This window comes from Sulfurimicrobium lacus, assembly GCF_011764585.1.
GTDB lineage: Bacteria > Pseudomonadota > Gammaproteobacteria > Burkholderiales > Sulfuricellaceae > Sulfurimicrobium > Sulfurimicrobium lacus.
In genome coordinates this window covers 2,051,078-2,065,557 of the sequence record NZ_AP022853.1, presented here as the reverse complement: position 1 = coordinate 2,065,557, position 14,480 = coordinate 2,051,078, and the positions used below count along the sequence as shown (strand labels likewise).

Here is a 14,480-nt window from a genome sequence, read left to right as displayed (position 1 = left end):
CCCCTGCTCAGGAATGAGCAGGGGCGTAGCGGGTGTCGACTCAGCCCACCCGAATTCAGTTCTTGTAGGCTTCGACCGGAACGCTGATTTGGACTTCGTCGCTCACCGCCGGTATGTACTTGGTCAACCCGAAATCAGAGCGCCTGATGGTCGCAGTGACATCGCCGGCGCACATCGCCTTCTTGTTCGCCGGATGGCTGCCGCACTGGAAACCGTTCACCGAAACCTTGAGTGGTCTGGTTACGCCGATCATGGTGAATTGACCTTCCGCCGCAACAACTTTGTTGCCATCGAAAATCAGTTTGTCCGATTTGAAAGTCATGGTCGGATACTTCCTCACATTGAACAAGCCCTCGTCGAACAAGTGCTTCGTCCAGGCGCCCGAACCCATATCGAGCGACTCGGTGTAGACCGTGAAGTCGACGCTGCCCTTCCTGGCCGCAAAATCGATCATGGCTTTGCCGCTCGACTTGTTGAAACGGCCATGTTGTGTCGTGAAACCCAGGTGAGTCACCTCGAAAGTCGGGGCGGTAAAGTCGGGATCGGTGGTGTAGCTGTCGGCAGCGCGCGCAGGCGTGGCCAGCGCACCCATAACAGCGAAAGCAGCTAAGTATCTTTTCATGAAATCCTCCGTTGGAACTCCATCGCAACCGGCTGGCGCCAGCGGCGACGGAGTCAGGTCATTTGTCGCTTGGAAACGCCTGCAAATAGCCGGTTACCGCCTTCATCTCCTCGAGAGAAAGCAAATGCGCAACCTGTGTCATTGGCGTATTCGGCCGTTCATCGGTTCTCTGGAAGACTTGCAGTTGCTTGATCATGTAGTCCTGGTGCTGATCTGCAAGCCGTGGGAAGTTGGCAAGCCCTTCCCCTTTGGGTCCGTGGCACGCGATGCAGGGAGGCGCTTCCTTGGCCGGCAAACCTTTCTCGTAAATTTCCTTGCCCGCGGCCGCCAGCTTCGCATCGACCGGCGCATTGGGCTGCGCAACCTGCTTCGAGAAATAGTCGGCGAGCCCCTTGATCTGATCGTCGGTAAGGTGGTGGCTCAAGCCCCACATGTACTCGAAGCCGGCTGGATCGGCGCGGTGCTGACCTCTGAAATTCGTCAGCTGTTCGACGATGTAGGCGGGCTGTTGGGCGGCGAGTCGCGGAAAATTCGGTGATACGGAATTGCCGTCGATGCCATGGCAGTTCGAGCAGACCTGGACGGCGGTCACCGATGCCGGGACATTCGGGTTGGCGAGGTCGCGCGAGCGTTCTATGTTGGAGCAGCCGGAACTGCCAACAGCCAGTCCGACAGCCAGCGTTAATAAAATTTTCTTCATCTCGAATCTCCGAAGATTCCGACGTTCGCGTCGGGTACGCGGCATAAGCATTTCGGGCAGGAACTTCGACAGATATCTCAATATGCACCCCACACATAGAAGAAGAGCGTGTTGTTGTCGCTTGCGTTTCGGCCCAAGCCATCGTAGTTGTCGGTTGCGCCGTTGTACTTGCTGTAAGCGGTGTATTGCACACCGACGCGAGCATATTGCACCGGCATCCAGAAGGCTTCGTATGTAAAGCCGCGGGTGGCCGGGTTGCCTGAGAGGTTGCCGTTAACGCGCGTGGACAAAGCCGTCGCACCAAGCAAGCCATTGGGATCGCTGGTTATCAGTCCGGTTGTTGGGTCGTAACCGGAAGTCTGGTTCGCTGTGTTAGTGGAGCCGGTCAGGTTGAAGTAGGCCAAACTGCCGCCGTATTTGGCCTGGTAGACATAGGACAACTTGGCGCGGAACGTGTTGGTCGTATCGGAATTATTGGGGTCTGCCAGGGGAGTAACTCCGTCTGCAGCAACAAACCCCAAAGGCGACCCGGCCCCGGCATTGCCGGCGACAGTGTTTGCCGAATAGTTCGTTCTTTGCCGCATGTAGGCAAGCTGTGCCGTGATCGTGTGCGGATCGAGAATGTACTGGTATTGAGCATCGAGACCGGTACTCAATATTTTGGAAACGCTGTTCGGATCGGATGTGTCCGTAGGGTCATCGTAGATGTGCGCGATATTTCCGGAAGTGCCTACCATGATGTTATGCGGCCCCCACTCGTGCGTTAGCGCCAGCCGCCAATAGGGGTTGTTACTGCCCTGCAGGTGTGTCGTACCCACATTGTCACTTCCCATTGAAAACGGGGAGAAAACCCCGTTGGCCGTGCGATATTCGCCCAATTCCGCATAGAGCAGCTTGTTCAGATACATATACGCGGTAAGGCCCGCGACATTACCGCCGGAACTGTTGCCGGGATACGGCGTGGCCGCATCGTTGAACTGGTTGGCGGGCACACCGGCCCCTGGAACATATTGCATCCAGGCTGAGGCAGTGTTCCATGGATCGGAAACCGAGGGATTGTTGTTCAGGCTGACGCCGAAGATCAGATCCCGCTTCGGGCTGATGAACCGGTCGGCATAGCGGATATCGACGTTATCCATCGAGGAATGGCCATGCCATTCCCCATTGACGCCTTGTGCCGCGTAGTTATCGTAGGTCCACTGGATGAACGCGCCGATATTATCGGTGATTTTGCCGCCGGCGAAAACGCTCCCGCCCCCGATAACGGGCTTACCGTTTTTGGCGAAATCCGCTGCCGGATTGTCGCTTTTCGAGGTGTCGCTGACCTTGGTGTAAGAGGCGTATCCCATAACCGACAACGGCACAGCGACACGGTCGCCTATGGTGTAACCGGTCAACTTGAACGCGCGACCGTAGGGCGTCAGTTCTGGAAACTGCCCGCCGGCGTGGCAAGCCACACAGTTTTGCCCGGTTTGGCGTGCAAAAAGCGGCAGTGCCTGCGCATCGATGGGGAGCATCGACGCGGATATTCCCAGCACGCCGAACACCAGAGCCACATTGCGCAAAGCGCCTCGTGACACCCCCACCGTAAATCTTCTCATGGTTATTCTCATTGTTCCCCCGGTATGTAAGGTGCTCATCATGCGTACTCGCCAGCTTGTCCCTCTCGAGGACTTGCTGCTGGCTCGCACACAATTTGTAACCTGGAAACACTTTAAACCGGCGGTACTTACAAGAACCTTACGGCAGACAACGAGACGCTCTTCGCTCCATGGCTAATTAATGGTGCCCTTCTTCCTCTTCGTTCCCCAGCGGCCATAACTGGTGCGTGTCCAGCAGCAGGCGGTAGAAGGACTCCGAAGATTCCAGTTGCGCCAATGAGCCGGCCAGGCGCGCCCCCATGGCTTGACGGCGCGCCAGCAGCACGTCGTTCAGCCCGGATTCGCCAAGGGCATAGGCTCGGGCCATTTTGTCCGCGTTGCGCTGCATCAGCTCGCTCGCTGCCGTGGCGCTTTGCCAGGTGGCATAGGACGCCCGGGCGCTGTTGTAGGCCGAGGTGATGTCAGCCTCCAGGCGACGCAGCACCAAAGCCTCCCGTTGCGTGGCCATGTCGGCCTGGGCGGAAGCCTCAGTGCTGGCGGCACGGCGCGCGCCACCCGGCAGGGGGATCGTCACGGACACCCCGGTGATGTTGTCGCTGCCGTTGCGCTCGGAGATGTAGTGCAGCCCCACCGTGGGGTCGGGAATGCGATCGGCGTCGGCGCGTTGAGCGCTGAGCTGGGCGATCCTCGATTCGGCGCGGGCAAGCAATAGCTCGTGGTTGTGGTCCAGCCCCAGATCGAGCCAATAGGCCAGGTCCTGCGTCAAGGGCTGGGGCGCGCCTACCGCCGGCGAGGACGGCAACGGCAAAGCGGGAAAATGTCGCTTCAGAACGGCGGTGGCATTATCGGCACGCAGTTTCGCCTGCTGCAGATCGATTTCCGCCTGCATCACCGCAGCCCTCGCCAATTCCTCCTCCAGTTGCGCGGCATCGCCCGCCTTGACGCGGCGGGTGACCACATCCAGCTGCTGCTTGAGCACTTCCACCTGCTGCTGCCACTGCTCGCTGCTGTTCCGCTCGCGCAACCAGGCAAACCAGCTGGACAGCAGCCGCCGCCCCGCCTCGTGCATGGCGTCGCCATAGCCGTTCTGTGCCAGGACTACGTTCTGCTTACCCAGCGCGGAATCCAGCTCCGCCTTGCGCGGCAAACGCAGCGCCCGCTCCAGCCCGACATTCCAGTCGCGCAGGTTTTCCCCGGTGTCCCTGACGCGCCGCCGCGCTGTGCCGGCAGTCACATTGAATTCGTGGCTGCCCGCTTCGAGCCGGTCGCGCACCGCCTCGCCGGCCTTGATGCCTGACTGTGCGGCAAGCACCGAAGGATAGTTCTGCAACACCTGTTGCACCACCTGCTGCGAGGGCAGGTCGGGGTAATCCCGGAACTCGGCCGCTTGCGTGTAACCTGAAAATGCAACCGCCATGAGGGCGGCAATCCATATCCGTTTCATGCGAATCTCCCGAATTCCAGCACCGGCGAGATCCAGTAAGCAACCTCGCGGTTCGGCAGATCCTGTTTCAAATGCTCGATCAGCGTGGCCGCGTCTTCGCGGTTCATGACAATCTCCATCTGCACCCGGTTGGCGCGCCCGCGCACCTGCTCAGCCGCGCTGTGAAAGGCGGCACCGGCGCCGTGGCCCTCGACGACGCTGGTGGTAAAGCCACTCGCCATCTCGGGGTGGCTCAATAAATGATCGACCAGGTTTTCCTCAAGCGCCTGGGGAAAAACGATAGTCAGACAGCAGTCCAGTTGTTTCATGATTTATTCCTTATTTCGCCCTCACCCCTGCCCTCTCCCACAGGCGGGCGAGGGGGACGGGGTGTCGCTACGCGACTTTCGTTAATAGCAAAGCGCTGGTAAAACATAGGCAACAATATCAGGGTCAGCAAGGTGGATGTCACCAGTCCGCCGATCACCACGATCGCCAAAGGCTTCTGAATCTCCGACCCCGGCCCGCTGGCGAACAGCAGCGGCACCAGGCCGAAGGCGGTGATCCCGGCGGTCATCATGACCGGGCGCAAGCGCCGCTTGGCCCCCTCCACCACCACCTCCGCCAGGGACATGCCCTGGGCGCGCAGCTGATTGAAATAACTCACCATCACCACGCCGTTGAGCACGGCGATACCCAGCAGTGCGATGAAGCCTACCGAGGCCGGAACGGACAGGTATTCGCCCGATATCCATAGCGCGAACACGCCGCCGATCAGGGCAAACGGGATATTGGCGAACACCAGCGCCGCCTGGCGCAAGGAACCGAAGGTGGAAAACAGCAGCATGTAAATCAGCCCCAGCGCCACCGGCACCACGATCGCCAGGCGCGCCGCGGCACGTTGCTGGTTCTCGAACTGCCCGCCCCACACCGTGCTGTAGCCGCTCGGCATCGGAATCTGCTTGGCTACTGCCTGCTTGGCTTCTTCGACGAAGCCCACCAGGTCGCGGCCACGCACATTGGCCTGCACCACCACGTAGCGGCTGGCATTCTCGCGGTCGATCTTGACCGGTCCGCCGACCCGCTTCAACTGCGCCACGGCGGACAAGGGGACGCTCTGGCCATTGGCCATGGTCAGGCGAATCTCGGCAAAACGCGACGGCGACAGGCGCAATTCGTCGGCACCGCGCAGCAGCACCGGCGTGCGCCGGTTGCCTTCCAGCACCGTGCCCACCGTCACCCCTTCGAGCTGGGCGCGCAGGGCATTTTCGATCTCGTCGACGCTGAGACCCATGCGCCCGGCGGCGAGACGGTCGATTTCCACTTTCAGGTATTGCACCCCGTCGTTCATGACCCGGTACACGTCCTCGCTGCCCTTCACCCCCTTGAGCAAGGTTTCGATCCGTGCAGACAGGCTGTTAAGGGTGTCCAGATCGGTGCCGAACAACTTTACCGCGACGTCGCCGCGCACGCCGATGATCATTTCCGACACCCGCATGTCGATCGGCTGGGTAAAGCTGTAGGCGATGCCGGGGAAGTCCTTGAGCACCACGCGCAACTGGTCCATGAGCCATTCCTTGTCGGGCTTGCGCCACTCGTTTCGCGGTTTGAGGATCAGGAAGGTGTCGGTCTGATTGAGCCCCATGGGATCGAGACCGAGTTCGTCGGAACCGACCCGCGCAACCACCCCCTTCACTTCAGGTACACGCGCCATGATTTCTTTCTGCAAGCGCAAATCGAGCGCAGCCGAATCTTGCAGACTGATGGACGGCAGCTTTTCAACACCGATGATGAGGTCGCCCTCGTCCATGGTCGGCATGAAGGATTTGCCGATCTGGGTGTAAACCGCTCCGGTCAGAACGATCCCCACCAGGGCAGTAACCACCACCTTGCGCTGGTTGACCAGCGCCCAGCGCAGGGAGGGCTCGTACACCTGAAGGGACTTGCGCACTAACCATGGATCGTCATGGCTAGCCTGTTTGAGGAAAAACGAGGACAGCACCGGAATGATGGTCAATGACAGCAGCAGCGAGCCCGCCAAGGCAAACACGATAGTCAGCGCTACCGGGATGAACAACTTGCCCTCCAGCCCCTGCAGCGTGAGCAGCGGCAGGAATACCACGATGATCACCAGGATACCCGCCAGCACCGGCGCAGCCACCTCGCGCACCGCCCGATATACCACGTGCAGATAAGGCAGCTTCTTCACGGTATTGTCATGGGCAAGATGGGAGACGATGTTTTCCACCACCACCACCGCGGCATCCACCAGCATGCCGATGGCGATCGCCAGCCCGCCCAGACTCATCAGGTTGGCCGACAGGCCGAACCAGCTCATCAGTATGAAAGTGATCAGCGCCGCCAGCGGCAGCACGGCAGCCACGACCAAGGCCGCGCGCAGGTTGCCGAGAAACAGCAGCAACAGGATGACCACCAGCACAATGGCTTCCATCAGCGCCTTGGTGACCGTCCCAACTGCACGCTCGACCAGGTTTCCACGGTCGTAGAATATCTGGGTGGTGACACCCTTCGGCAGCATCGGCGCCAGCTCCTTGAGCTTGGCATGAACGCCATCGACCACCTTCTGCGCATTGGCGCCGCGTAGCCCCAGCACCAACCCTTCCACCGCCTCGCCCTTGCCGTCCTTGGTGACCGTGCCATAGCGGGTCAAGGCGCCGATACGCACGGTGGCTACATCGCCCACCCGCACCGTCATGCCGTCTTTCGCGGAAATGACGATGGCGCGCACGTCGTCCAGTGTCTTGATCGCACCTTCGGCACGCACGAGCAGCACTTCTTCGCCATCGCCGAGACGCCCGGCGCCGTCGTTGCGGTTATTAGCCTCCAGCGCACGCTGCAACTGATCCTGGGAAATGCCGCGCGCCTGCAGTGCGGCATTGTCAGGCACCACTTCGAAGCTGCGCACCAGGCCGCCGAGGGAATTCACGTCCGCCACACCGGGCAAAGTCCGCAGTGCGGGGCGGATCACCCAGTCGAGCAGGCTGCGCCGTTCGGCCAGGGAAAGGTCACCGCCTTCGATGGTGAACATCAGCATTTCGCCCAGCGGGGTAGTGATCGGCGCCATGCCGCCGCTGATATTGGGAGGCAGGTCCTTCATCACGTTGGCCAGCCGTTCGCCCACCTGGTTGCGCGCCCAGTAGATGTCCGTGCCGTCCTCGAAGTCCAGCGTGATGTCGGTCAGGGCGTATTTGGAAACGGAACGCAGCATTTTCTTGTTCGGGATGCCGAGCAACTCCACCTCGATGGGCGCGGCAATGCGCGCTTCCACTTCTTCCGGCGTCATGCCCGGCGCCTTGATGATGATCTTTACCTGGGTCGAGGAAACGTCCGGAAAGGCGTCGATAGGAAGGTTCTTGAGAGCATAGCCGCCCCCGCCGATCAGCAGCAGGGTCAGCAATACCATGAGCAGGCGCTGGGTCAGCGCAAATTCTATGACTCTGGCCAGCATGGTTATTCCCCGCCCTTGCCGACGCCCTGCCACGCGGCTTTAAGCGCCACGGTGCCCTTCACCACCACCCGCTCGTTGCCGCGCAGTTCGCCCCCGATGGTCGCCGCGCCAGTGGTCTGCCCCATTATCCTGACTGGTTGCAGGCGATATCCGGCAGCTGTCTGCACAAAAACGTAGGTCTGGTTTTCCGCTCGCACCAAAGCGGAGTTTGGCACACTCCACTGCTTGGGGCCGACAGCCATACCCACTACGGCTTCGACGAACTGGCCGGGGCGAAGATTGTCGGCGCCGTCGGTAATTTCGGCACGCACCATGACGGTCTGATTGGCTTCGGCGACGCTACGGCCGACAGAAATCACCTTGCCGCTGGCCGTCGCCGCCGGCACGCGCACTGACGCGCCCGCCTGAAGGCCGCCGGCCTGTGCCAGGGGAACCTGTATTTCGAGCCACAGGGGGGACAGCCTGGCCACCTTGAACAAGGGAGCTGCGGCATCCACACGCTGTCCCGGCGCGACCATCTGCTCCAGCACCACGCCGTCAATGGGCGTCGCTACTTCGAGCGCACTGTCGATGGTATGGCCGGCTTGCAGCTTCGACATGGAGGCATTGCTCATGCCGGCCAGCCGCAACGCCTGACGCTTCTCGCTGGCCGCCGCCGCCTGCGTCGCGGCGTTGTTCCTTGCCGCAAGATAGCGGCTTTCCGCCACGATGCCGTCCTTGAACAGTTTCTCGTCGCGGCTCAAGGTGTTCTGCGCCAATTGCGCTTGCAGGGCCGTCTGCAGAAAATCGCGCTGTAATTCAGCCAGCATCGGGCTTTGCAGGCGCACCAGCGTCTGGCCTTTTTTCACCGGCTGATTGACCGCCACCTCCATGCTCTCGACCATGCCCGCCAGAGGCGCGCTGACGATGCGGATCTGCTGGTTGGGAATGACCACCTGTGCCGGCAGGCCGTTTCCGGCGGCACTCGAAGGTGCGGCCAGCGGTACTGTTTCGATTCCCAGCGCCTGGGATTGCTTGGCCGTCATCGGAATATCGTTGGCGGCAGCCGCCACCCCGGTCCAGCACATGATAACGACGGATAAAACGCGGATTAAATGCATATTGATTCCCTTCCCTCCATGGACATGGAGGTAATGCTTTGTTTGGAACTACCACTGCCGAGGCTTCGCATGCGAAACCACGGCACGACGACAAAGACTAAATCAGGGCCGCAGGGGGAGCTTGCGAGAACGGACGGGAATAAATCAGCGGCCCGCCGGGGAGCGTAGTGACAACGGAAGGCGCCAGGAAAGGCAACTGGAAGAAAACGGTGGAGAAAGATAACGCTGATGCGGCCAGGGCGGGTTGATCGTCAGCATGCAACGATATCGACCTGTTCTGACGGTACTCCTGGACCATGGCAATGGCCGGCGCATCGCTCCGATCCGCCATGAAAGCAGGCTTGCCGGAATCTGCGACGACAAGTTCGTCCACCCCGTCCAGGTGCACCCCACTCGCACCGCCAATGCCATGCGTATGCGCGTGCAGCAAGGGCGCAAAGCACTGTAGCAGTGCCAGCAGAAGGAGGAGAACAAATTTGTTCCGGCTGGTAGACATGGGGGCGATATTAAACTTGGTCTAAATTCAACGCAAGCTAAATCAACTCAGGCGAAGACGCTCAAATCTTCGGCAAGGTCACGCCGACCTGCCCCTGATACTTGCCGCCCCGGTCCTTGTAGGAGGTTTCGCACACTTCGTCGGACTCGAAAAACAGCACTTGGGCCACGCCTTCGTTGGCGTATATCTTTGCCGGCAAGGGTGTGGTATTGGAAAATTCCAGCGTCACGTAGCCTTCCCATTCCGGCTCGAAGGGGGTGACGTTGACGATGATGCCGCAGCGCGCGTAGGTGGATTTACCCAGGCAAATGGTGAGAACGTTGCGCGGGATGCGGAAGTACTCCACGGTGCGCGCCAGGGCAAAGGAATTGGGCGGGATGATGCAGTAGTCCGCATGCACCTCGACAAAGGAATTGGGATCGAAGTTCTTGGGATCGACGATGGTGCTGTTGATGTTGGTAAAGAGCTTGAATTCGTTGGAGCAGCGGATGTCGTAGCCGTAGCTCGAAGTGCCGTAGGACACGATCTTGCGCCCGTCCACCTCGCGCACCTGGCCTGCCTCGAACGGCTCGATCATGCCGGTTTGCTCCGCCATGCGGCGGATCCACTTGTCTGATTTAATGCTCATTTCTCAACCTTTGTCCGAAAAGAAAACGGCCAGCTTTGGGCTGGCCGTCATTCTACTTGAATCCGCGAATCAGGTGTTCTGGATCACGATGTTCGGGAAGCGTGCGCTGAAGTCCTGCGCCTGCTCCGCCACCCGGATCGCCACGCGGCGGGCGATACCGCGGTAGATCTGGGAAATGCGCGAATCCGGTTCTGCCGCCACGGTCGGGTTGCCCGAGTCGGTTTCCTCGCGGATGCGAATGTCCAGCGGCAGCGAGCCGAGGAATTCCACGTCATAGTCCTGGCACATCTTCTCGCCGCCACCGGTGCCGAAGATACGTTCTTCGTGGCCGCAGTTGGAGCAGATATGCAGACTCATGTTCTCCACGATACCGAGGATGGGAATGCCCACCTTTTCGAACATCTTGAGCCCCTTGCGCGCGTCGATCAGGGCGATGTCCTGCGGCGTGGTGACGATCACCGCTCCGGTGACCGGCACGCGCTGCGCCAGGGTCAGCTGGATGTCGCCGGTACCAGGCGGCAGGTCGACCACCAGGTAGTCGAGGTCTTTCCACTTGGTGTCGTTGAGCAGTTGTTCCAGCGCCTGGGTGACCATCGGGCCGCGCCATACCATGGGCTGCTCCACATCCACCAGGAAGCCGATGGACATGGCCTGCAGGCCGTGGCCCATCAGGGGTTCGAGGCTCTGGCCGTCGGCGGAGTCGGGGCGGCCGGTGATGCCCAGCATGGTGGGCTGGGACGGACCGTAAATGTCCGCGTCCATGATGCCGACAGAAGCGCCTTCAGCCAATAGCGCCAGCGCCAGATTCACGGCGGTGGTGGATTTGCCCACACCGCCCTTGCCGGACGCCACCGCGATCACGTTCTTCACGCCGGGGATGAGCTTGACGCCCTTCTGCACCGCGTGGGAGACGATCTTCTGGCTCATGTTGACGGTTACGTCGCTCACGCCGGCGATCGTTTTCAACTTGTCCGTCACCAGCTTCTTGATGTCGTCCATCACGCTCTTGGCGGGATAGCCCAACACCACGTCCACAGAAACCTTGCCGCCGTCCACCTTGATGTTCTTGGCGGACTTGCTGGACATGTAATCCTTCTTGGTATGCGGATCGATCAAATCCTTGAGTGCATCCTGCACTTGCTGTTCAGAAACGGCCATGCTTGCTCCTAAATAAATCCGGGCTATTGCGAAAAATAGCAGAGTTTAAACAATAAAAAGTAGCGCGCATACTACATGCGGCCGACTTTGTTACAATTTCAGCTTTTCAGTTCCGAGTTTCCCATGACACGCAAAATCCTGGTCACGTCCGCCCTGCCCTATGCTAACGGCAGCATCCACCTGGGGCACCTGGTGGAATACATCCAGACCGATATCTGGGTACGGTTTCACAAAATGCAAGCGGACACCCAGTGTTTCTATGTTTGCGCCGACGACACCCACGGCACGCCCATCATGCTGCGCGCCGAAAAGGAAGGCGTCACGCCGGAACAGCTGATTGCGCGGGTATGGCAGGAGCATTTCGACGATTTCGCCGCGTTCCATGTAGCTTTCGACAACTACGGCTCGACCAACTCGGACGAGAACAAGGCATGCGCGCAGGACATCTACCGCACCCTTAAAAAGAACGACCTGATCGAGGTGCGGTCCATCGAGCAGTTCTACGACCCGGTCAAAAACATGTTCCTGCCCGACCGCTTCATCAAGGGCGAATGCCCCAAGTGCCATGCCAAAGACCAATATGGCGACAATTGCGAAGTCTGCGGCGCGGCCTATGCTCCCACTGACCTGATCGAACCTTTTTCCGCCGTGTCCGGTGCCAAGCCTGAACTGCGTAACTCTGACCATTATTTCTTCAAGCTCTCAGCCGACTCCTGCCAGCAATTCCTGCGCGAATGGACGCGTAGCGGTTCGCTGCAAGCCGAGGCCGCCAACAAGATGCAGGAATGGCTGGGCGGCGAAGGCGAGAACAAGCTGAGCGACTGGGACATTTCGCGCGATGCGCCTTACTTCGGCTTCGAGATCCCCGATGCGCCAGGCAAATACTTTTATGTTTGGCTGGATGCGCCCGTCGGCTATATGGGCAGTTTCAAGCAACTGTGCGCGCAGAACGGCCTCGATTTCGACGAATACTGGAAGCAAGGCTCCGAAACCGAGCTGTACCATTTCATCGGCAAGGACATCCTCTATTTCCACGCTTTGTTCTGGCCCGCGATGCTGCAACACGCCGGATTCCGCACCCCGACCAAACTGTTTGCGCATGGGTTCCTGACCGTCAACGGGCAGAAAATGTCCAAGTCGCGCGGCACCTTCATCACCGCACGCAGCTACATCGACCACATCAGGAACACCGAATACCTGCGCTACTACTACGCTGCCAAGCTGAACGGCACGATGGAAGACATCGACCTGAACCTTGAGGATTTCGTGGCGAAGGTGAACAGCGATCTGATCGGGAAGTACATCAACATCGCCAGCCGCTGCGCTGGGTTCCTGACCAAGTTCTTTGACGGCAAGCTGGCCTTCGCAGATTCCAAACCACTGCTCGACGGCGCCATCGGCAGCGGCCAGACTGTCGCCGAATCTTTCGAGGCCCGCGACTATGCCCGCGCACTGCGCGACATCATGGCGCTGGCCGACCGCATCAACGGCGAGATCGCCGCCGCCGCGCCGTGGACGCTGGCCAAGGATGAATCCAAGCGTGCCGAACTGCATGACATCTGCTCGCGCGCGCTGCACGGCTTCTACGTGCTCTCCACCCTGCTGAGCCCGGTGCTGCCGGCGCTGACCTCGCGCGTCGCGCGCGAGCTGTTCGGCATGGAGCGGGACTTCAGCTGGGCCGATCTCGCCACTCTGCCGACCCACGTCAATCCCTACCAACATCTGGCAACCCGCCTCGATCCCAAACTGATCGAAGGCATGGTCGCCGCTAATCAGGAAAGCCTGAAACCCATGACCGAATCACATTCCGAAACTCGTCACGCAGAGCATCAGCAACACGCTACCGCCCCCATCGCCGAAACCATCTCCATCGACGACTTCAGCAAAGTCGACCTGCGCGTCGCCAGGATCGTCAATGCCGAGCACGTCGAAGGCGCCGAAAAGCTGTTGCGCCTGACGCTGGATATCGGTGAGGCGAACACCCGCAACGTATTCGCCGGCATCAAATCCGCCTACGAACCAGAGAAGCTGATCGGCCGCATGACCGTCATGGTCGCCAATCTCGCCCCGCGCAAGATGAAATTCGGTCTGTCGGAAGGCATGGTGCTGGCCGCCTCGGGCGATGCGCCGGGGCTGTTTATCCTCAGCCCGGACGACGGCGCTCAGCCCGGGATGCGGGTCAAGTAGGCGCCATGCGGGTCATGCGCGCCTGCCTGGCCCTGCTGCTCGTCGCGTCGCAAGCTTGTCTGGCACAGGTTTTCATCACGCCCGAACAGGACATCAGCGTCCACACTGAGCGGGACGGCGACACCCTCCACGTCACCGTGGATATGCGGGTGGCGGTCAAACCCAGACGGGCCTGGGAAGTCATGACGGACTTCGACCGCATGGCGGGATTCATTCCCAATCTGTCCAGCAGCAAAGTCGTGGCGCGCAACGGCAACCTTCTCAAGGTGGCCCAGAAAGGCGCTTACACCCTGGGGCTGTGGAGCTTCCCGTTCGAATCCATGCGCGACGTGGAACTCTTTCCGTATTCCAAGGTGACGTCTCACGCCACCGGCGGCAGCATGAAGAGCATGGACAGCGTGACCTACCTGGAAGCCGATGGCCAGAATACGCGGGTTAACTACAACGCAACGCTCACACCAACGCTGTCAATCCCGCCGCTGATCGGCCCAAGCCTGGTCAGCAGCGAGGTCCGCGAACAGTTTCAGGGCATGCGCGAAGAGATGATGCGACGAGAACAGCTCGCCAAACAATCCGAGCCTCACATTGCGGCTGTTCGCAAGAGAGGGCAGCGGCGCGCATAAAGGCCAAATTCGGTCAAGTCAGCAGCGGGTGCATCCAGACGAACATGGCCTGCCCCTGGGAATCTGCAAGCCGGGCCAGCGCCGCGAGTTCTTCCACCAGGGACAGGACCTCTTCGGCCGGCCAGTCGTTCATTTCGAATTCTTCGGTGGCAGCCAGTTCCTCGCCCACCAGCTCGATGGCCTCTTCTTCGAGGCCGGCAAGCTTCTCCGTGATTTCGTCCGGTATCCGTAGCACAACTGGCCCGTCGTCGCCGGAAATGTACACCGGCTCGTAGGCATATACAGCGTCCTCCAGTCCCTCGCCGGTCAGGAGGCAGTGCAGCGTCACGATCTTGGCCGTGTCGATGTCTCTTGCCTCGATGCCGCTCCACTCGACGACCGGATGCTGCGACTCGCCGATGGCCTCGACATCTTCCTCGTCGGCGCTGACGATATTTACCAGAATACCCATTCAATGTTCTCGTGCTTGCTTG

At 60.2% G+C, this 14,480-nt stretch carries 13 protein-coding genes; 3 read left to right on the top strand and 10 right to left on the bottom strand.

The window, feature by feature from the left end:
• Nucleotides 1-55 precede the first annotated feature (55 nt).
• From SKTS_RS10205 to SKTS_RS10175, 7 genes are all read right to left on the bottom strand, one after another.
• Nucleotides 56-622, bottom strand: coding sequence for a YceI family protein (locus SKTS_RS10205; RefSeq protein ID WP_173064180.1), 567 nt, complete (start codon nucleotides 620-622; stop codon nucleotides 56-58).
• A gap of 58 nt (nucleotides 623-680) precedes the next feature.
• Complete coding sequence (locus SKTS_RS10200) at nucleotides 681-1,322, bottom strand: c-type cytochrome (protein WP_173064177.1); 642 nt, start codon at nucleotides 1,320-1,322, stop codon at nucleotides 681-683.
• Between the two features lie 77 nt (nucleotides 1,323-1,399).
• Nucleotides 1,400-2,965, bottom strand: coding sequence for a cytochrome C (locus SKTS_RS10195; protein WP_244617304.1), 1,566 nt, complete (start codon nucleotides 2,963-2,965; stop codon nucleotides 1,400-1,402).
• 136 nt (nucleotides 2,966-3,101) lie between these two features.
• On the bottom strand, nucleotides 3,102-4,367 hold the full coding sequence (locus SKTS_RS10190) for a TolC family protein (RefSeq protein ID WP_173064174.1): 1,266 nt from the start codon (nucleotides 4,365-4,367) through the stop codon (nucleotides 3,102-3,104).
• Nucleotides 4,364-4,675 (bottom strand): DUF3240 family protein, encoded by a 312-nt coding sequence (locus tag SKTS_RS10185; RefSeq protein WP_173064171.1) that lies wholly within the window; start codon nucleotides 4,673-4,675, stop codon nucleotides 4,364-4,366. The genes SKTS_RS10190 and SKTS_RS10185 overlap by 4 nt, the downstream gene beginning before the upstream one ends.
• On the bottom strand, nucleotides 4,672-7,815 hold the full coding sequence (locus tag SKTS_RS10180) for an efflux RND transporter permease subunit (protein ID WP_173064168.1): 3,144 nt from the start codon (nucleotides 7,813-7,815) through the stop codon (nucleotides 4,672-4,674). The genes SKTS_RS10185 and SKTS_RS10180 overlap by 4 nt, the downstream gene beginning before the upstream one ends.
• Nucleotides 7,816-7,817: 2 nt before the next feature.
• Nucleotides 7,818-8,915: an efflux RND transporter periplasmic adaptor subunit gene (locus SKTS_RS10175; RefSeq protein WP_173064165.1), complete on the bottom strand. Its 1,098-nt coding sequence runs from the start codon at nucleotides 8,913-8,915 to the stop codon at nucleotides 7,818-7,820.
• A 256-nt stretch (nucleotides 8,916-9,171) separates the two neighbouring features.
• On the opposite strand from SKTS_RS10175, the gene SKTS_RS10170 reads away from it, so the two are divergent.
• A complete protein-coding gene (locus tag SKTS_RS10170; RefSeq protein WP_173064162.1) occupies nucleotides 9,172-9,363 on the top strand; it encodes a hypothetical protein in 192 nt (63 codons plus the stop codon).
• Nucleotides 9,364-9,472: 109 nt separating this feature from the next.
• Here the strand turns inward: SKTS_RS10170 and dcd are convergent, their stop codons facing one another.
• On the bottom strand, nucleotides 9,473-10,039 hold the full coding sequence (gene dcd, locus SKTS_RS10165) for a dCTP deaminase (protein WP_173064159.1): 567 nt from the start codon (nucleotides 10,037-10,039) through the stop codon (nucleotides 9,473-9,475).
• Nucleotides 10,040-10,108: 69 nt separating this feature from the next.
• Nucleotides 10,109-11,197 (bottom strand): iron-sulfur cluster carrier protein ApbC, encoded by a 1,089-nt coding sequence (gene apbC, locus SKTS_RS10160; protein ID WP_173064156.1) that lies wholly within the window; start codon nucleotides 11,195-11,197, stop codon nucleotides 10,109-10,111.
• A gap of 123 nt (nucleotides 11,198-11,320) precedes the next feature.
• Between apbC and metG the strand changes: the two genes are divergently transcribed.
• The gene (metG, locus tag SKTS_RS10155; protein ID WP_173064153.1) at nucleotides 11,321-13,384 is read left to right on the top strand and encodes a methionine--tRNA ligase; all 2,064 of its coding nucleotides are present in this window, start codon (nucleotides 11,321-11,323) and stop codon (nucleotides 13,382-13,384) included.
• Between the two features lie 5 nt (nucleotides 13,385-13,389).
• Nucleotides 13,390-14,007 (top strand): SRPBCC family protein, encoded by a 618-nt coding sequence (locus SKTS_RS10150; protein ID WP_173064150.1) that lies wholly within the window; start codon nucleotides 13,390-13,392, stop codon nucleotides 14,005-14,007.
• Between the two features lie 13 nt (nucleotides 14,008-14,020).
• On the opposite strand, the gene SKTS_RS10145 is transcribed toward SKTS_RS10150, so the two are convergent.
• Nucleotides 14,021-14,458 (bottom strand): hypothetical protein, encoded by a 438-nt coding sequence (locus SKTS_RS10145; protein ID WP_173064148.1) that lies wholly within the window; start codon nucleotides 14,456-14,458, stop codon nucleotides 14,021-14,023.
• Nucleotides 14,459-14,480 lie beyond the last annotated feature (22 nt).

Bases quoted from the DNA above. Each gene is read 5' to 3' on its own strand.
- SKTS_RS10205 (WP_173064180.1), bottom strand. From the start codon at position 622: ATGAAAAGATACTTAGCTGCTTTCGCTGTTATGGGTGCGCTGGCCACG.
- SKTS_RS10190 (WP_173064174.1), bottom strand. From the start codon at position 4,367: ATGAAACGGATATGGATTGCCGCCCTCATGGCGGTTGCATTTTCAGGT.
- dcd (WP_173064159.1), bottom strand. From the start codon at position 10,039: ATGAGCATTAAATCAGACAAGTGGATCCGCCGCATGGCGGAGCAAACC.
- SKTS_RS10195 (WP_244617304.1), bottom strand. From the start codon at position 2,965: ATGATGAGCACCTTACATACCGGGGGAACAATGAGAATAACCATGAGA.
- SKTS_RS10170 (WP_173064162.1), top strand. From the start codon at position 9,172: ATGCAACGATATCGACCTGTTCTGACGGTACTCCTGGACCATGGCAAT.
- SKTS_RS10185 (WP_173064171.1), bottom strand. From the start codon at position 4,675: ATGAAACAACTGGACTGCTGTCTGACTATCGTTTTTCCCCAGGCGCTT.
- SKTS_RS10200 (WP_173064177.1), bottom strand. From the start codon at position 1,322: ATGAAGAAAATTTTATTAACGCTGGCTGTCGGACTGGCTGTTGGCAGT.
- metG (WP_173064153.1), top strand. From the start codon at position 11,321: ATGACACGCAAAATCCTGGTCACGTCCGCCCTGCCCTATGCTAACGGC.
- SKTS_RS10145 (WP_173064148.1), bottom strand. From the start codon at position 14,458: ATGGGTATTCTGGTAAATATCGTCAGCGCCGACGAGGAAGATGTCGAG.
- SKTS_RS10180 (WP_173064168.1), bottom strand. From the start codon at position 7,815: ATGCTGGCCAGAGTCATAGAATTTGCGCTGACCCAGCGCCTGCTCATG.
- SKTS_RS10175 (WP_173064165.1), bottom strand. From the start codon at position 8,915: ATGCATTTAATCCGCGTTTTATCCGTCGTTATCATGTGCTGGACCGGG.
- apbC (WP_173064156.1), bottom strand. From the start codon at position 11,197: ATGGCCGTTTCTGAACAGCAAGTGCAGGATGCACTCAAGGATTTGATC.
- SKTS_RS10150 (WP_173064150.1), top strand. From the start codon at position 13,390: ATGCGGGTCATGCGCGCCTGCCTGGCCCTGCTGCTCGTCGCGTCGCAA.